We start from the raw sequence: 19,767 nt of genomic DNA, 5'->3' as shown, positions 1-19,767 counted from the left end.
TTGTTTTTGTAGTAAGTATAAACTTATTAACAGGTTTTTCATTTGATGATATGTATGTTCTTAGAGCTGCTTTTGATAAGCAATCTATGCAAGATCTTCTTGGGAATTTAATAGTTGTTCGCCAATCTACCCTGCATTTACTTAGAAGCTTAGATAAAGAAGCTTGGTCACAAAGAGGAAATGCGAATAATTCTGAAGTTACAGTTCATGCATTAGCATACATTATTGCTGGTCATGAGCTTCATCATCTTCAAATTATAAAAGAACGTTACCTTGGTCCTGATCTATATCCAGCAACTTAATATTTGAAGAAAATGAGTCCTATTTATGTAGTGCTCTATTAGCGCTTAGAACCATGGCAATTAAATGCATTTATTTATAAAATTCACCACATAATATTTATGCTATCCCTTCTTATTCTGTACATAATTTTCTTTAGGCTGATATACTATAAACGCAATAGTTCTGGAAAGGTGATGATAGTATGTATGAACAACAAAATAATAGAGATAGAGATCAAAAAATGATGTTTTCTATGCAAGGAGTTCCCACAAATAAAATTAACATGCATCAATTACCTAAATGGATTAGAATTTTTGGCTATTGTGCGTTTGGTTGGATAATAGTATTTAGTTTAATTATGATTGTAGGTTTAATTCTGCAATAACTATACAGAGTAGGTAAACGGGACGATATTTAGGTCATACATCTAGGTAATGTCCCGTTTTTTATGTGTGATTATCCCATGATATAGGTAACCAATTATAATAAAAAGAACCTGTAGAATATCCTACAAGTTCTTTTTATTATATTATTAAAACGGGAACAACAAACTATTTTAACATTCAGTACAGGGAGACCATTTTGATTATGGCTTGATTTTATTATAAATCAAATATAAGCTTTTGAAAGGTCTAGATTTTGAAAATTATGTGAATTAAAAAGCTACGATGTTTATATTAGATTTCATTTACGACCAACTTCTTCTTACTTAAATACACTGCACGATCTGATTTTTTAGCAACCTCCTGTGAGTGCGTCACAACAATAATGCATTTATTCTCTTTATGTGCAAGTTCTTGAAATAGTTCTATTATATCCATTGCAGTTTCCTCGTCGAGGTTTCCTGTCGGCTCATCTGCAATCAGTAAATCAACATTACAAGATAGTGCTCGAGCAATTGCTACACGCTGTTGTTGTCCACCGCTTAGTTGCAGGACGTTTCGTTTCGCTTCAACTTCTGTGAGTCCTACCCTTTCTAACAATTCTAATGCTCTTGCTGTTTTATTTTGCACTTTAACACCCGTAATTTCCATTGCTGTTAAGACATTTTGAAGAGCTGTCATATAGGTTATCAAATTATAAGATTGGAAAATTACAGATACATTTTGATTACGGTATCGATCCAAACCAATTTTTCTAATATCTTTGCCATTATACAGTACATAACCATTTTTAGGGACGTCCAGTCCACAACCTAAGCTCAGAGTTGTGGTTTTACCAGATCCAGATGGTCCTAAAATCGTGTAGAAATGTCCTTTTTGAAAAGAAAAGTTAACATTATCTAGTATCGCTACATTTTTCCCATTACTTTCATAATAATAATCCAAATTTTTAAACTGTAAAATCGTCTCCATATTAAGCCTCCTCATTCATCTTTTAAAAGAATTTGTTTTGGGTTTAAACGTAGAATAGATAATGCTGGAAGAAGCGTTGCTATTATAGCAATAGCTAGTCCAATTCCACCCATTTTCCCTACATCTTCTCCTGTTACACTTACATCAATTTTATCAATTGGATCTTCTTTTTGATTTTGTAGAGTACCACCAGATCCAGCCATCATTACAGTACCATGTTGCGAAGTATCTGTTTCTTCGCTTGCAGTAGCAATTTCATTCGAAAGTAAATTATCTCCGATATATTGAGAAACTTTAGCTCCTGTTGTTATGGATAATCCAAATGCTAAAATAGCGACACACACTACTTCTACTACGAATTGCGCTATCAATTTCCACTTTTTCTCTCCAATAGACAATAGAATTCCCATTTCTTTACGACGTCCTTTAATTGATAGCATAATGATTAATCCTAAAATAATTGCACCTGCAATCGATACAATATAAATAATCATTTGAGAAGTCGAAGAGATATTTTCGATAGGACCAATCATTTGCTTGTACAATGAATCATGCGCATCTAATTTATAATAATTAAAATCAATGTTAGATTTTTTTGCTTCTTTTTTAAATGCATCAATATATTGTGGATCATTCAAGAAATACACGACTTGACCACTACTTATACCTTGGTCTACTTCTAATTTTTTCATAGTTGAATGCGGCATATATAGTTTATTAGCTGGATCCATAATAGGAGGAGCCTGTTGACCCATTGCTTGCTCATTTGTTTCGTAAATGCCGATAATTTCAACCTCAAGAGTTTCCTTCTTATCCCCTGATTGTACTTTAACTTTGTCTCCTACTTTCAAATTGTTTAATTCCGCTAATCGTTTTTCCATTAAAGCTACATTCTGATCTTTCATTTGCTCTGTTATTGGTTTTCCATCAATGATTTTACTTTTTCCGTTTTTAAAGCTTTCTTGTAATGCAGTCTTGCGAACTCCCTCAATCATAAAAGAAGCATTCATATCTATTTCTGTACCAGAACTTGAACCGCCTCGCGCAGCCGTCATTCCCACTTTACCTTTTCCTTCTTCTTCTCCTTCTGAAGCTCCTACTAGTTTAAGCCCATCAGAAATACCGAAAGTGTTAGCTATGTAATTATAATCTTTTACATACTTGGACTTCGCTAATTGATTTGTTTCTTTTGCATCGAGCTGCGGCGGATTTGGCATTTCTCCAGTTTCCTTAGCTTTTTGACCTATTTTGTCGAAATCAAGACCTAAAGTAACATCTGCACCAAGTTTTTTTCTTGCAGCATCCGCTGCTTTTTTTGATGCATTTTGGATTGTGTAACCTGAAAGAACCAAATTTGTAACAATCAGAAAAACTGCCATCAAAATTAATGATGTTCCTATCCTTTTTTTCATACTGAGAATTGCTCGTTTCATAAAATTCATTTTTCTTACCTCCTTGATAACTTGTATTCTATATTGGTTATCTAGAGTTTATATGGAGCTAATCGGTAGTTTAACTAAAGATATAAGGAGTTTATGTGTAGTTATTCATTTACCTGTTCAAGAAAAACTAGAACACAAATTCAAAAATGCAGTCGTTTTTGAATATTGGTAAGGAGTTAGTCAATTTAAGAGACTTATAGAAAAAGAGGTTAAGCTTAATTTAATGTATATAATATAAAAAATATATTTATTGTATAGAAATTATACAATAAATATAGAGAAGCTATTTGTGAATATCTAGATGGGAATTGTTAAGTTCCTCATAGAAATTACATCTTTTAATAAGAAAAGAAACAAGTTAACATTCTTCTTAAATTTTAATATAAATTATTTATAGTTTTATTTTATTGCACGATTTATAATATAATATACAAATTTATCACCTATTTTTATAATTCAAGCACCTACTATTAGGAAAAGAGAATATTTCCTAATTAATTTAAAACATAAATTTTGTCTATGTTTTAAACAATATGTATTTTGGAGGAGGTTAATTTGATTTTTTCAAAACTCATTGATCGGTACGCCTTATATGATTTACACAAAAAAAGAAGTGTAGCATTTCAGTTTACTTCCCTTTCTAACACTTCATTAAATATAAAGAACATAGAATCTTTTTATAAAGTAAAACCATCACATTTTCATTTTGACATTAAGCATTCAAAGCAGGAAAATGAATACATGGTTGGGCAATTCAACTATAAAAGTTCGGTTCAATCCGGTGATTCACGCAACGACTCTGTAACTGGGGAATTATTCTTACATGAAAATGAAAATGCACCTCATGTTATCTTTGTTCACGGTTGGAGAATGGATTCTAACGAACGTGTGAAAAAAATATTCCACGATCATATGACCAGCCTGAAGTGGAATATGTATTATTTCACTCTACCCTATCATTTTGAAAGAAAACCCGATCAATCCTTATTCAGTGGAGAGTATATGGTAAGTGCAAATATTGAACGAACATTACAAGCAACTAGACAAGCGGTAGCTGATTTACGAGCTTTGATTAAATGGATTAAAGCAAATAAAAAGGGGACCCTGATTCTAATAGGAATTAGTTTAGGCGGATTTATTACTAACTTAACCTCTCTTGTTGAAGAAGAAATTGATGTGTTAGCATCCATTTTCTATGCAAATCGACTTTCTTATTCTATTTGGAATACAACTCCAGGTAAATTTATTAGAGAAGACTTGGAACATCATGGTGTTACGTATGATGATTTAATAGATTATTGGAAAATCACTGAACCGAGTCAAGCATTGCCAAAAGTAAAAAAAGAAAATATTTTATTAATTTCAGGTAAGCATGATCTATATGTGCATTCTGAGGATACAGACTACTTGTGGGAATCTTGGGAAAGACCTACACGATATATTTATAAATGTGGGCATGCCGGGATCGTTCTTAAACGTAAAAAAATTGCAACTGATACTATTGATTTTATTCAAAATCGATTGAACTCCTCACACTTATCCAATGTCATGCCTTAAATTGTGAGATTACTAAGTACAAAATCTTATACTTATATTGTTATATTTTTTACTAGTCACCTTTGTAAATCTTAGCCCCAAGCCTTACACGATTGAAAATGAAATAAAATAAATAACTAAGGAACTAATTTACCATATGGAAAAACATTGCTCAGCATTTTCACCAGTGGTCCCTGTATATGCAATATTACATACAAAAATCTTTATGTATTACGTTATTAATTTAAAAATAAATTATTCATCCATAAATCTATACCATCCGTATTTACAGTTATGGATACCCTAATTACATATGAAAAAGAGAGAAGAACATTGGTTAGTTCTTCTCTCTTTGTTTATTTTTAAGATAACTATCTATAAAATTTTGCTTTTCATAATTCTTCATGAGTCTAGAAAAGAATCTAATCCTTTTCTAGACTCAAAAAGAAATTTTTCTAATGTACATAATTACAACGACATTAAACCACTTTGCTCTTAAATCCACTACTTGTATTATTGATTGCATGAAACTCCTTCTTGAGAAAGGTTTTAGTTTCCGAATATTCTGTTGACCGTTATAACATATCCAATTTACAATTTAATTGTGGTGTTCTTTCACAATTAAACTACTTAGAATACACTTCATTTATTTGAAAACAATTACAAATAGAGGTGCTAAAATGAAAACTAGAGTAAATCCAGAATTATTACAAGGGTTAGAGATGTTTCCGGATCTCGATTTACGCCCAGAAAATTTGCAATCAATCAGAGAAGGAATAGCTCAAATGAGACCACCTACCGTTGGTGATGACTCTCTTTCTTTAACAGATAAAGTCATTGTTGGGCCTGATGATAATCCGTTACCATTACGAATTTATCGTCCAAAATCAAATCATGAATCTTTACCTGTCTTATTATGGATACATGGTGGAGGTTATATCTTAGGGTCTATAGATGATAACGATGATACTTGTATGAGGTTTGCAAAAGAAGCTAGCTGTGTGGTCGTGTCTGTAGACTACCGCTTAGCACCTGAACACCCTTACCCAGCACCAATTGAGGATTGTTATTCAGCTTTAAAATGGATTGCTGATAATGCAAATTCATTAAACATTGATTCGAATCGAATTGGGGTTGCAGGAGTAAGCGCTGGCGGTGGACTAACAGCAGCATTATCATTATTAGCACGAGATCGAAAATATCCTTCAATTTGTTTACAAATGCCACTATATCCAATGATTGATGACAGAAATGATACACCTTCAGCGAATGAAATTAATGAGGGATTTGTTTGGAACCAAAAGGCAAATGAGGCTGGCTGGAAAATGTATTTAGGAGAAATGTATGGAACGGATCAAATCCCTGCCTATGCAGCACCTTCTCGAGCTGAGGATTATAGTGACTTACCGTATACTTACACATTTGTTGGTCAATTAGATCCATTCCGCAGCGAAACATTAACCTATGTAAGCAAACTAGCACAAGCTGGTGTTGATGTGGAGTTTCATTTATATCCAAATGCCTATCACTGGTTTGAAGGGTTAAATCCAAATGCCGATGTATCTATTTATGCTGTGAACGAAATAGTACAAGCAATAAAGACTGGTTTCAAACGAGTATCCAAGGTTGAGGCTTAATCCCATTACAAGAGAAACACTTATAAATAGTATATATGTATTTATCATTTAAATATAATAGCCGATTCTAAATAAGAATCGGCTATTAATATGTAAAATCCGCCTAATATATCAAGGTTGAGAAACAGATATAAGATGTTTAGGCGATGTGTTTATTTCCTCTGCTAATGCTTTTATGTTCATCATGATTTGAAGTATTTCTTCTTTTGTTGTTCTTGGGTTGATAGAGCAAAGTCGAATTACTACTTTTTCTTTTAATTTAGTCGTACTTAGCATAGCAAATCCTCTTTGATTAATTTCTTCCACCAATTTTTTGTTTATTTCATGAATTGTATCTGTAGATGTTAGCTCACATGGAATATAACGAAAAGTAACAATTCCTAATTGGGCAGGTGTTACTACTTCCCAATCTTTTTCTTTCCTTAAAAACTCTTCAACTTGTTCAGCTAGCATAATGCCATGATCAATTGCCTCACGAAAAGCTGTAACTCCGAATGCTTTAAAAGAAAGCCATACCTTTAATGCTCTAAATCTACGAGAAAGTTCAATTCCACGCTCCCCAAAATTCACTTTTTCTTCTATATTAGTTTCTGTATCCTTAATATACTCTGGGATCATACGGAATGTTTCACTTAAATATTGGCTATTTCGAATAAGTACACAACCAACATCATAAGGCTGAAAAAGCCATTTATGCGGGTCTAACGTTAAAGAATCGGCACGATGAATTCCACTTAATAACTCCCTCCCTTTTTCACTGAGAATTGCTGCAGCCCCATAAGCCCCATCCACGTGTAGCCATATATCTTCATCACCACATACATCAGCCAATTCATCGAGGGAGTCCACCGCTCCGCAATTCGTTGTCCCTGCATTAGCAATAACACAGAATGGTTTTTTCCCTTTTAATCGATCTTCTTTTATTTGTTTTCTTAAAGTACTAACTGAAATTTTTAAGTCTTCATCTGTCTCAATTCGGCAAATTTGATGCTGTTTAAAACCTAATACTTTAAGTGCTCGATCTACAGAAAAATGAGTTTGGTTAGAAAAATAAACAATCGCATTTTCTATGTCATTATTCAGCTTGACCTGTCTCGCTACAGTAAGTGCAGTCAAATTAGCCATGGAACCACCACTGACAAATAGTCCTTCAGCTGAATCAGGGAATCCTAGCATTGATTTTAACCAGTTAATTGTCGTTAATTCAATTTGTTCGGCACCTGCACCTACTATCCAAGCTGTAGGAAATACATTAAACCCACTTGCTAAAAAATCTGCTAATACACCAACATAATTATTAGGACCTGGCACAAAAGCCATAAAATGAGGATGATCCACATGAGTAATTTGATTAAACACATTGTTATTAAGAAAATGAAGTAATTCTTTTGGATTAGATCCGTTTTCCGGAATCGTTTCAATTAGCTTGTCTCTAAAAATATTACTATCAATCGTTTCTGAAACTGGTTTACTTTTTAAATGATTCATATGATCAACAATCAAGTCAACCGCTTGATATCCTAACTGACGCATTTCTTCGGCTGATAACTGTAATTTTTTTGTCATTTGATTTACTCCTATTCTATTTAAAAAGGCGAGTTCTTGCTCGCCTTTTCATTTTTTATAATTTGTAATCACAAATTGTTTGTATTGGATTTTGAAGAATCGTGTTGATTAACCCATGGATGTGATTTAATATTTCCTGTATTTTCTCTGCTTCATATACGGTTTGATCATATCCAAACTTTATTGTAAGTCTTTCTTCAGGGAAGCACATAATTCCATACTTTACATGTGGCTCATCAACAACTTCGTAATCCGTGATAGCAAAATGTCTGTTTTCATTTGAAGAAAAGATTGCTGGATTAGTTGGATAGTTTTCAAAAACCCAAAGATGGTCAGTCAACTCAGTTTTTAATTCACTTTGCTTTTGTATATCAACAAATGAATAGTATGCATACTCATTACATTTCAATGTCTCTAGTTGTACCTTTTGCAGGAAGTCCACAAAAGATTGCGTTTCTGTCCATGCTAATCGGATAGGCAAAACATTTGTGAACAGACCGAACATATTTTCAATTCCTTCTACTTCGGGAGGTCTGACTGATACTAGATTAGGCAATACTACTTCTCTCGTTCCGTTGAATTTGCCAAGCAATATTCCCCATACAGCTAGTAATGCCGTATTCATAGTTATATTATTTTTAGTTACAAATGTCTGTAACTGATCAGTCAAATCCTTGTCTAATGTTAAATCCATAAAAGTGAAGTTTAACCCTTCACTTTTAGATGGGACTTTCTTTTTAGGAATACTAATTTTCTGATTGTATCCTGATAAATAATCTCGCCAAAAATGACGTGCTTTCTCATGATCTTGTGCCAAAGTCCAATCTATAAATGTTTCAAAAGGTTTTACCATGGGTAACCCCGCCGTAGTTCCGGCATTTGTAGTTTCGTAGAGCTGGAATAATTCGTCTATCAAAATGCTGACGCTCCAACCATCACATAATAGATGATGGGAACTCCAAATTACTTTATGCTCGTTATTACCTAGTTGGAATATACAGAGACGTGTCATAAGTTCATCATTTTTAAATCCTCGACTTAAATTTTCATTCATCCACTGTTTTAGGAATTCTTGCTGTTCTTGTTTCGTCATCTCGATCAAGTTTTTTATTTCTGAATTTATTTGAACATCATATAGAACAGCTTGCCAAGGTTTTGCTTGTTCATCTTGCACAATTATTGTTCTTAAAGAATCATGACGATCAACTAATCGTTGGAAACACTGAATAAAGAGTTTAATATCCAGCTCCCCCTCAAGTGCCCAAATTGTTTGTTCAAAATATGCATTTGTATCAGGTTCATTCGTAGCATGCTCATAAATAACTTCCTGGAAAGGTGCTAACGGGTAAATACGTTCTATTTTTATATCCGGCATTTTTTCTTGTATTTTGTTAAGTGTATGTTGATTAAGTTGTTTATCTTTAACATTTAGTAATGTAGCTTTATTATCGTTCATTATGTTTACATCATTTGTTTGTGAACTTGAAAACTGGTCTAGCTTTTTAACAAATTGAACCATGTCCCTTAATATAGGAAATGAAAATATATTTTTTGGTTCAAGCTCGAATCCTTGTCGATACAGTCTGACGGACACTTGAATCGCTTTTATCGAATCTCCACCTAAGGCGAAGAAATGATCATTTACTCCAACTTGATCTATTTTGAGTACTTCTTGCCAAATACTAATTAATATTTTTTCCATTTCAGTTTTTGGGGCAATAAATACTTCATTTTTTTGTTTCTCCGGAGTAGGGAGCGCTTTTCTATCTAATTTCCCGTTTGGAGTCAAGGGTAATTGGTCCAAATAAACAAAATAAGAAGGAATCATATAATCTGGCAAGTGATCTCGCAAATGCTTTCGTAGTTCTGTTGTACTAATATTTTGCTCAGTTACCACATATGCAACTAAAAATTTTATTCCGTTCTCATCTGTTTGATCAATTACGACAGCATGTTCGACTTGTTTATAAGTTAGAAGACAATGAGAGATTTCTTCTAACTCTACTCGATATCCCTGAATTTTCACTTGGTAATCTTGGCGGCCTAAAAATTCAATATATCCCTCAGAATGCATTTTTCCACAATCTCCTGTTTTATATATAAGACCAAAATCAGGATGTGACACAAACGCTTCATTTGTTTTCTTTTCATCATTTACATATCCTTTAGCAAGGCCCACTCCCCCGATATATAAATCTCCAATTACACCAACAGGGCACATTTTCTTTTCATAGTTCAACACATAATACGTTTGGTTTGCCAAGGGCATCCCGTATGGAATACTATTCCAATGTGATTCCACCTGTTTGACCGGATAATAAATTGACCAAATCGATGCTTCTGTTGCCCCTCCTAGTGAAACTACTTCTGCAATTGGAAAATGTCTTTTTATTTTTTCTGGTAAAGAAAGCGGAATCCAATCTCCACTATGTAAAACTAAACGTAAAGAAGGATATTCAAAATGAGAACCTACTTGATCCAATGCCAAATCCATGATTGCAGGCACCGTATTCCAAATTGTAATCCCTCTACGTTCGACAGTGCGGATTAATTCTTGCATGTCTCTCGGATCACGAATCATTACTAACATTGCACCTGTGCTTAAAGCTCCGAAAATATCGTATACAGATAGGTCAAAACACATGGAAGAGATACCAATAATACGATCATCTTCATTCACCTCATATTTTTGATTTATGTCTTGAATAGTATTTGTAACCGCTTGGTGAGTAATAATTACTCCTTTTGGTTTTCCTGTACTTCCTGAAGTGTATATAATATAGGCAATATCTTCTGGACCAGCAATAGCGGGCATATCTTCTGTTGTATAAAATGACAAATGATTTTCTTCATAAAGACTAGGTTCTAATAAAAGCTTGCATGAGCTATTTTTTAAAATATATGTTTGGCGATCTAAAGGATGATCGGGATCAATCGGAACATAAGCGGCACCTGATTTTAAAATACCTAACATATTAACAATTGTGTCAACTCGCCTTTTTGCTAAAAGACCCACTTTGTCACCTAGACCAATACCTTGCTCTTTTAAGAAGTGGGCAATTTGATTAGAACGTTTATGAAGTTCCGAGTATGTTAACCATTCTTGTTCAAATACCACTGCTACTTCATCCGGCGTACGTTTTACTTGGTCTGTAAATAATTGATACAGAGTAGTTGAAGGTATTTTTTCTGTTGTTTCATTGTATTGCTTAATTAGAGTTTGATCCGATTCTTTCATATGCAAAGATGTTATATCGCTTTGTTTCACCAATTGTTCCAATAAGTCAACAAATTGGGAAAACATTGCTTCTATTACATCAACATCAAACAACTCTTCAACATAGTTCCAGCTAATTAATAACTCTCCATTTTTTTCAATTACTACATTATCCAAATACACTTGTGGAGTCCGAGCATGAATATAGCGAAGAGAACCAAGTTGTTCCCAAGAGAAAGCACCTGCACCTGCTAACATCGAGGTGAAAACGATTGGCATAACTGCTTTTGGCGTCATTTGATGATATCGAGTAAAATCTCGAATAAAGTTAACTCCATCGTAATGACGATGTTCAAGGCCATCTAATAAAGTAGCTTGCGTTTCTTTTACTCTAGCAAAGAAAGTTTGCTCTGGTTTTACATCAACATCCAATAAAATAAGTGATGTGAAATCTCCAACAATCTGTTCTACTTCATCATGAACAGGATAACGGTTAAATACAGTCAAGTTAATTGCTAATCGACGTTGATTACTCCAATATGCCAACACATCACCATATATTGTACAAAGTAGAGCGGAAGGCGTTACCTCTTTCTCTTGTGCTAACTTTCGTAGCTTTGTCCATTTTTTATTATCCAGGATTTTTGTAAGTGATTGGAATTTAGGAGTAGCAATCTCTGCTGGATCCTTTTTTAACAGCAAAGAAGGTGCAAACGGAAAGTCAGGAAGCTTACTTGTCCAATAATCTTTTGCTGTTTTATATTCTTCGCTTTGTTCCATTTCATCATAGATAAACATATAATCTTGAAAATCAAAAGATAAAGATTCTAATTTTTGATTTGGTTTATAATAATAATGCAACAAATCCTGTCCAACAATGTTCATGCTTGCTCCGTCCATTAATAAAGCATCGTATCGAAAACATAATAAATACGTGTCTTCTTTTAAAAGAAAAGCTTTCAATTCAAACAAAGGCCATTGCCCCAAAGGGAATACATGGTTAGTCATTCGAGAACGCTCTTCTTGTAAGCGAGCATGTTGATTCCTATCATCTAAATCTATGAGACTCACTATTTCAATCTCGTAATCAGGAACGCTTTGTAATATTTGCTGTTTTCCCTCTGGTAAAATTACAGCTCGCAACATTGGATGGCGATGAATTACCTTTTGAAAACTTTTTGAAAGACGATTGATATCCAATGCTGTTTCATATTCAAAATATGTTTGAGGTGAAATACCGCTTAATTCAAACTGTGAATTCCGTCCTATCATATACGCTGTCTGAACTTCTGTTAAGGAAAATGGCTTAGACAAATCTTTAACATGAGTTGGTCTACTTTCAAGGTTTTCCTCTTTATGCTCTAACTTTACACAAGAACTCAATTGAGCGATTGTGGGGTGCTTAAAAAAATCTGTTGTACTTATTTTTAAGCAGTCTTTTCTTAATAAATTAATTACCTGAAGTGCTTTAATAGATTCTCCTTTTAATGCAAAAAAATTATCATGAATACCGATTCCCTCAATCTCCATAACTTTTTCCCATGCACGCACTAATTTTTGTTCAATTTCATTGCGCGGAGCAACGTATGGAATTGATACATAATCCGTTTGTGTTATATCCAACAATCTTTTTCTATCCACTTTTCCATTTGGATTCAATGGAATCTCTTCTACCTGAATCATTTTTTCAGGAATCATAAACTCAGGTAATTTATCACTTAAATATTTTCTGATTTCACCAAAAGACACCTTGTTATCCGATACATAGTAGGCAGCTAATAATTTCCTATTTCCATATACTTGATCAACAACGATAGCCTGGTTTATTTCTGGATATTCCCTTAATTGAGTTTCGATTTCTCTTAATTCAATCCGATACCCCCGAATTTTCACTTGATGATCCATTCTACCTAAATATTCAAGTTCTCCATTAGGCAACCAACGAACGAGATCACCTGTATGATACATCATTTCCCCTGCCGCAAAAGGACTCGGTACAAATTTTTCATCTGTCAGTTTATTTTTACCAAGATACCCTCGTGCTACCGCTACGCCAGCAATGCAGAGTTCACCGGGAATTCCAAATGGCTTTAATTGGCCATACTTATTCAATATATAGGAATGATAATTCGGGTTAGGTTTGCCAATCGTAACTTCTTTGGAAGTGCTCAAGTCTTTTACTGTTGCGCAAATGGTTGTTTCTGTGGGACCATAAATATTTAAAATTGTTGCTTCACTGATACAACGAATTTTTTCAACCAAATCAATGGAAAATGATTCTCCTGCTAATAAAATAGATTTTAAATCTTTTAGAAAAATCGCCCCTTCTGGATCACTCAAAATCATTTCCATTCGCGATGGCGTTGATTCCCATAAATCCACCTTATGTTTTTTGACCAAATGAGACAATTCTTTTGTTGCAAACTGGTCCTCTGTAGCAATTACTACTTTTGAACCTTGCGTTAAAGGAAGACATATTTCTAACAAGGAAATATCAAAAGATACACTAGCAAGAAACAAGAATGATTGATTAGCTTTTACTTTTTCTCTCATTACATTTAAAAAATGAACTAGCGATTTTTGTTCTATCATTACCCCTTTTGGATTTCCTGTCGATCCTGATGTGTAAATAACATAAGCTAAATCATTAGGATTATGTTCTCGAACTAAATTACTTTCTTCACCTTGAAAAAGATATTCTTTATCAAGATACAGTACTTCACCTGCAAATTGTGGCAATACTTCCTCTGTTCGCTTACTAAGTAAATATTTTGCTTGACTATCTTGTAACATATATTCAATTCGTTCAGTTGGGTAGTTAGGGTCGATTGGTAAATACGCTGCTCCTGCTTTTAAAATCCCCATCATACCAATAATCATTTCTAATGACCGATCTACCATAACGCCAATAATACTTTCTTTTGAAACACCTTTACTTTGAAGAATAGAAGCCAATTGATTCGCTTTCTTATTCAATTCTCTATATGTCAAAGATTGATCATTACAAACAACAGCAATTTGATCTGGAGTTTTTAATACTTGCGCTTCAAACAAATCTTGAAATGATTGAAACAAGTCTATGCCCGTTTGAAAAGTATTCAATCCTTCTAACAACTCTTTTTCTTCTTCTGCAATAATACAAATATCTTTCAATGCCAAATTCGGATTTTGTGAAACTTGCTTTAAAACATAACAATACGAATTGGCAAACTGTTGCAAAGAAGAGAATGAACGGGACTTGCAAGAAATTTGAAATTCAAATTCATTATGTATTTCATTCCATTTTCTTCGTATCCATAGGGCTAAATTATTCTCTGCGTATTCTTCTAGCGAATTTTCATTATGTAATCCTTCCATCCCGATTACAATTTGAAAAGGAGTTAAATTGTGTTTAACTAATAATTCAGAGAGCGGATACTCCTGATTTTCATACCCGAATAAAGTCGTTTGTTCAATCTCATTTACTAATTGTTTAAAGGTGTGATGCGGCTGGATTTCACTTCCTAAAGGAATCAACTTATTAAGATTCTCACTTTGTTCAAGATTCTTTTCAATTATAGGAATACCAATAGTAATTCTTTCTTGATCTGTATAATGTGCCAAACAAACCCTTAAAGCGGCTTGAAACCAGCTAAATAATAATAAATCTTGAGACTTACTTATTTTTTGTATACTTTTACTAAATTCTACATTCACTATGACTTGAACGTATTCACAAGGTGTTTCTTTATTTAGTTGGTAATCGCTATTAAATTTAAATACAGAAAAATCGAGAATCTCGGAAGATAATTGCTCCTTCCAAAACGCTTCTACTTCTTTATTTTCATGAATCGAACTTCGATCTTTAATGTGCATTTTTATCTTTATCCCCCTAATATTCATTTCTTCTACTCGTTAATTTTCAAGCCAACTTCAAGCCCATGGAGAAACACTTGATGATTATCCAAACATAAAAATTGCTGAATATCTTCAAATTTCATATGACCAACTGAACAAACCCCTAAATTTAATGTCTCAGCAACCATATTTAAGGTAGCAGTGATAATGCCTGACTCAATACAAGCAAATAAATATCCATCTGAACCGTATTTCGGGATGGAAGCGTTCGCATTATAAACCAAATAAACTGAGAAGGCAGATTGAGTAAATAAATCCTGATTAATTAACTCATGATCACTTTTGATTACTTGATCAATGCTATTTACAATCACAAGACTATTTTTTGATGGGTTATAATAATAAAATCCAGCTTTCATACCCTCTATACGTTTTGGTTTTACATAAACAAAGATATCAATGGGATAGAGCCCGCCTGCACTTGCGTAATGATAGTATATTTTTTCTTCCCTAACCTGTTTTAGAGTTGATAAGAATCGGGAAAATTCCGAAAAACTAATATGTTTTTCCATATCAAATTGACGACAAGATCTACGTTCCTTGATTATAGTAGGTAGCTCATTTGTTGTTTCAAGTTGAATTTCGGTCGACCGTGCAGCAACGTGCGTGCGATTTAATTGTTCACTCATATACTTATCTAACTTTTCTTTAGAAAAGCGAATCTGGTTGCTATATGGATTTGAAAAAATCTTTTCTTGTGAAGAAAATACTTCTCTTGGGTGTAATATGTTACTTACTAACACACGATTTTTTATCATGAGCTCTATGTTTTTGTGTGTCTCTTCTACATTTCCTAATGAAAAGCGCTCTACTAGTTCACTGATTTTCACACCTTTTTGAGCCATAAAATAAAAATCAGGAAACCACTCAGACAGAATACCTGTAAATCTCATTTCCCCGATCAAAACTTCATTATGCAACTTCTCCCAATGCTTAATCGGAGACCAGTAATAAATTTTCTCGCTCATATAACCCTCCATAAACGTTTAACTTATTTTTGAAATGCAATTTTCTAATTTACAAAAATTTTTTCGGATTCTGCTCCTTGTCTCATAGTGATTATAAATACATGCACTTTAACGAAACTTGAAAATAATGAAATAACTTTTTCTTCATTAAAATTTTTTATTTCATCATAAAAAATGATTTCTTTTTGGATATTTCACATCCTTTCCCATAGTAATCCTATAAGGTATAAACCATTTATAACATTGAGAATATTCATGTATTTCCAATGTGAAATTATTGTAATGGATTGGAGAGCGGTTGAATATAGTTATTAAATCAAATAATGTTGAGAAAGTTTTATTTATTATATCGATAAAATTTTATGATGTAATTTATTACAAATAGATTAAGAAAAGAGTTTTAAATTTTTCTTAATCAGTTAGTGTGAAAATATCACATACTATTACATACAATCGAGTTACTTACATTTCATATTCAAAATAGAGAAAAGACACCTTGAATGGTGTCTTTTCTCTATTTTAATTCCATATACTTTTTACGCCTTTGTTATTTTTAAACGATTTGTAGGAATTAATACAACTCTAACATCTAGTTCGTTATATGTTCGAATATATAATAAACATTATATAAATTACGAATGTATTTCAGGTAATTTTATAAATAAACTCAAAGATATCTTCTCCTCCTACTGTCACAAAAGAAATAATCTATTGCTTATTTCTTTTATTAAATTGTAATATAATTACAGTATGTGAAATTATATTACATTAACTTTAAAAGCGAAGTGAGAATAATCTTCACTTCGCTTTTTTCATTTGCAATCCTTATTAAATTTGCTCAATGCAGTATTTATTTCCACATTCTTCGTTTTTATTTAATCGGTTTCTCTGTTTTTAAGACAAATGAACTTAATGCAGGAACTTTAATTTTATTGTCATGGACAACATAAAGTGGTTTACTTCCCGCCTGCTTGCCGTCTACTAGTACTTTCCAAGGCCCTTTCGATGGAAGTGTTATTTCAACAGCTTCTCTATTTGCATTGTGAGCCACTGTAAAGTATTCATTTTTATTCCCCTCTATTGTATAAGCTACAGTGTTTTTCGGAGCATCAATAAATGATACATGTGTTTTTATTTGCTCTGCAGATGTCATTCGAAAAGCTGAGTACTTTTTGCGTAATTCTATTAAACCCTTCATATAATCTACTTCATTATTAAACGTTGCACGGCGCAGCCAATCCATCTGGTTAATTGAATCTGGAGATTTGTAACTATTATGATCACCGTATTTCGTCCGCATAAACTCTTGCCCTGCATGTAAAAATGGAATCCCTTGTGATGTTAATAAAATTGAAGAAGACAATTTGTGCATTTGTTTTCGCATTTCTTCACTGTCACCTGGATTAGTTAACTCAAGTTTATCCCATAATGTATGATTGTCATGTGCTTCCACATAAGTTAATACCTGTTCAGGATCTTGATAGGTAGACGAATTTGTATCATAGTCAATACCTGCTGTAATGCCTTTTTTAATACGATCTTCCATGTTTTGCTTTCCATTTACAAAACCATTTTCCTTTTCCTCAAATACACTACCTTTCAACCCATCACGTATATTATCGTTAAAATGAGCAATCCCTTTCATTTTCTCTGCATTTTTTTGATTTGCTTTCAACTCAGCTGCAAGAGGTGTATTTAAATCCCATCCTTCTCCGTGTAGTATAATAGAAGGGTCAATTTGATTAACAGCTTTACGTATTTCATTCATCGTTTCATAATCATGAATACCCATTAAATCAAAACGGAATCCATCTAAATTGTATTCTTTTGCCCAATATGTTACGGAATCTATCATAAATTTCCTCATCATTTTTCTTTCTGAAGCAGTATCATTTCCTACTCCAGTTCCATTTGCAAATGTTCCATCTTCATTGTAACGATAATAATAACCTGGAACTAACTTATGAAAATTAGATTCAGCAGCATTATACATATGGTTATATACTACATCCATCACTACTCGAAGATTATTATCATGTAGTGTTTGAACCATTTGCTTTAATTCAGTTATTCGAACAGTTGGCTCATAAGGATTTGTAGAATAGGAGCCTTCTGGAACGTTGAAATTTTTAGGATCATATCCCCAGTTATATTGCGGTTCATTTAAAGTCTCTTCATTTACTGAAGCATAATCAAATATCGGTAAAAACTGAACGTGAGTAACACCAAGGTCCTTTATATGATCAAGTCCTGTTTTTACACCTCCTGGCCCTTTTGTTCCTTTTTCTGTTACACCTAAATACTTCCCTTTCTGTTTAATACCACTTTCAGGTTGAATGGAAAGATCGCGTACATGTAACTCATAAATAATAGCATCTTCCGGATTTTTAAATTTTGGCTTTTTGTTTGCTTTCCATTTTTTCGGATTTGTTTCTTCTAAATTAACGACTGCACCTTTATCGCCATTTACAGAAGCAGCACGCACATATGGATCAACCGCTTCAGCCCACTTATCACCAATTTTGACCTTATACGTATAAAAGAGCCCTTTTTGGTTCCCCTTTAGTTCTGCTGTCCAAGTTCCCTTTTCACCTTGTTGCATGTTTATTTCAGCACCTATTTTATCGTTCCAGTTTTTATATGTAACTAACTTCGCTTCGCTTGCAGTAGGAGCCCATAAACGGAACTTTGTATGTTGCGGAGTATATGTATTTCCTAAATCGTTGCCACCATAATAAAATAAATTATCAAATTCTTCGCTACGAATGACTTTACCAATTTCAGTATTCGTATCAGCTAAGTTTTCAATTTTAACTTTGTATGTTTGTTTTAAATCAATTTTCTGTTCCGTAATTATTTTAACCTTATTAGTAATATCTCCACTGTTTGTATCATAAGGAGTAATATTTTTAATTTTAATGCCTTCAATTTCAATTTTCTTTTCCTTAATATGAAACGGGACATTAGTCGTTACAGTAATTTCATTGAAACTATCAATAGTTGCTTTTTGAATTGAGAGATCCGATGAAGGCTTAGAGTTATATACTTTTTCATCACCCGAAAGAATCCATACTTCAGCACGACCGTCCTTTATATTTTCAATCCAACGATCCCCACCATCTTTTTCCCATTCATTTGTTCGAACTATAAATCCTACACGATTATAGTCACCGTCTATTTTTATCTTAGCGTATTTTCCAAATTCATCTTCACCAGTAAATTCATAAGATGTACCATTTGCATTTTCTCCCCATAACCAAAGATTCCAGTCTTTTGTATTTCCAAGCTTTTCTTTGTAATGAATGATAATTTCAGTTGTTTTCGAATTTGAAACTGCCTTCACACTCTGAAAAGAGAAAACAGATGATAACATAATAATTAAAGTAAGTAATAAAACTGTTTTGTTAATTAATCTTTTTGTAATTTGCACCACATACACCCTTTCTTCAAATATTACTAACGATTTATTATGCTTTCACTGAATAAAACTGCTTAAATTTATCTAGAAATCTCTTTAACTTCACCTCCATATTGGCTATTTTCACGTATGTATTTCAATGACCTTTTAATACGAAAGCGTTTGCATTAACGCTTAAAAAAATAGATTTGTTTATGCCTTCATATATTTGTAAATACTAAAAGATCAGGGAAATCATTTTAAAGCAATCGTTTGTTATCGCTTTCATTTTATAGATTCTCTATCAAGAGGTCAATATATTATTAATTTTCTGTTTTTATACACTTTAAACCTTATTGATTTGTCACTACTTCTTAAAGAGAAAGCGCCTCATTATTGCTTAGTCAGTTTATTTTCAATAATACATTGCTACGTAAAAAAACAGCTAATATCCTTAAAATGACATTAGC

General features: G+C 33.0%; 9 protein-coding genes and 1 pseudogene. 4 read left to right on the top strand and 6 right to left on the bottom strand.

Features of this window, described 5'->3' with window-relative positions:
- Positions 1–32: 32 nt before the first annotated feature.
- Positions 33–302, top strand: a pseudogene (locus B9A45_RS15975) (DinB family protein); the annotation flags it as partial.
- A gap of 182 nt (positions 303–484) precedes the next feature.
- Complete coding sequence (locus tag B9A45_RS15970; protein ID WP_000273232.1) at positions 485–667, top strand: hypothetical protein; 183 nt, start codon at positions 485–487, stop codon at positions 665–667.
- Between the two features lie 292 nt (positions 668–959).
- Here the strand turns inward: B9A45_RS15970 and B9A45_RS15965 are convergent, their stop codons facing one another.
- Together B9A45_RS15965 and B9A45_RS15960 are read right to left on the bottom strand one after the other, a co-directional pair.
- Entirely contained in the window at positions 960–1,637 is a 678-nt protein-coding gene (locus tag B9A45_RS15965; protein ID WP_000447855.1) for an ABC transporter ATP-binding protein, read from the bottom strand.
- Positions 1,638–1,648: 11 nt separating this feature from the next.
- Positions 1,649–3,079: an ABC transporter permease gene (locus tag B9A45_RS15960; protein WP_001010232.1), complete on the bottom strand. Its 1,431-nt coding sequence runs from the start codon at positions 3,077–3,079 to the stop codon at positions 1,649–1,651.
- Positions 3,080–3,634: 555 nt separating this feature from the next.
- On the opposite strand from B9A45_RS15960, the gene B9A45_RS15955 reads away from it, so the two are divergent.
- Positions 3,635–4,636 carry an alpha/beta hydrolase gene (locus B9A45_RS15955; RefSeq protein WP_000577705.1) on the top strand — a complete coding sequence of 334 codons (1,002 nt, stop codon included), beginning with the start codon at positions 3,635–3,637 and terminating at the stop codon, positions 4,634–4,636.
- Between the two features lie 659 nt (positions 4,637–5,295).
- Entirely contained in the window at positions 5,296–6,252 is a 957-nt protein-coding gene (locus B9A45_RS15950) for an alpha/beta hydrolase (RefSeq protein ID WP_084064239.1), read from the top strand.
- A gap of 111 nt (positions 6,253–6,363) precedes the next feature.
- On the opposite strand, the gene B9A45_RS15945 is transcribed toward B9A45_RS15950, so the two are convergent.
- The 4 genes from B9A45_RS15945 to pulA all read right to left on the bottom strand — a co-directional run bounded on the left by B9A45_RS15945 (position 6,364) and on the right by pulA (position 19,330).
- The gene (locus B9A45_RS15945; RefSeq protein WP_000162820.1) at positions 6,364–7,818 is read right to left on the bottom strand and encodes a pyridoxal phosphate-dependent decarboxylase family protein; all 1,455 of its coding nucleotides are present in this window, start codon (positions 7,816–7,818) and stop codon (positions 6,364–6,366) included.
- A gap of 55 nt (positions 7,819–7,873) precedes the next feature.
- Entirely contained in the window at positions 7,874–14,890 is a 7,017-nt protein-coding gene (locus tag B9A45_RS15940) for a non-ribosomal peptide synthetase (RefSeq protein WP_142263068.1), read from the bottom strand.
- Positions 14,891–14,922: 32 nt separating this feature from the next.
- Positions 14,923–15,900, bottom strand: a complete 978-nt coding sequence (locus B9A45_RS15935; protein ID WP_016110111.1) for a SagB/ThcOx family dehydrogenase — start codon at positions 15,898–15,900, stop codon at positions 14,923–14,925.
- 871 nt (positions 15,901–16,771) lie between these two features.
- Positions 16,772–19,330 (bottom strand): type I pullulanase, encoded by a 2,559-nt coding sequence (gene pulA / locus B9A45_RS15930; RefSeq protein WP_084064237.1) that lies wholly within the window; start codon positions 19,328–19,330, stop codon positions 16,772–16,774.
- Between the last annotated feature and the right edge of the window lie 437 nt (positions 19,331–19,767).

The sequence above is a fragment of the Bacillus sp. JKS001846 genome (assembly GCF_900176455.1).
Taxonomy (GTDB): domain Bacteria; phylum Bacillota; class Bacilli; order Bacillales; family Bacillaceae_G; genus Bacillus_A; species Bacillus_A cereus.
The sequence above is the reverse complement of the archived record's forward strand: the minus strand, read 5'-3'. Positions and strand labels throughout refer to the sequence as shown.

What these genes read in the sequence shown, in the direction of transcription:
- B9A45_RS15970 (WP_000273232.1), top strand. Translation starts at nt 485, where the DNA reads ATGTATGAACAACAAAATAATAGAGATAGAGATCAAAAAATGATGTTT.
- B9A45_RS15965 (WP_000447855.1), bottom strand. Translation starts at nt 1,637, where the DNA reads ATGGAGACGATTTTACAGTTTAAAAATTTGGATTATTATTATGAAAGT.
- B9A45_RS15960 (WP_001010232.1), bottom strand. Translation starts at nt 3,079, where the DNA reads ATGAATTTTATGAAACGAGCAATTCTCAGTATGAAAAAAAGGATAGGA.
- B9A45_RS15950 (WP_084064239.1), top strand. Translation starts at nt 5,296, where the DNA reads ATGAAAACTAGAGTAAATCCAGAATTATTACAAGGGTTAGAGATGTTT.
- B9A45_RS15945 (WP_000162820.1), bottom strand. Translation starts at nt 7,818, where the DNA reads ATGACAAAAAAATTACAGTTATCAGCCGAAGAAATGCGTCAGTTAGGA.
- B9A45_RS15940 (WP_142263068.1), bottom strand. Translation starts at nt 14,890, where the DNA reads ATGCACATTAAAGATCGAAGTTCGATTCATGAAAATAAAGAAGTAGAA.
- B9A45_RS15935 (WP_016110111.1), bottom strand. Translation starts at nt 15,900, where the DNA reads ATGAGCGAGAAAATTTATTACTGGTCTCCGATTAAGCATTGGGAGAAG.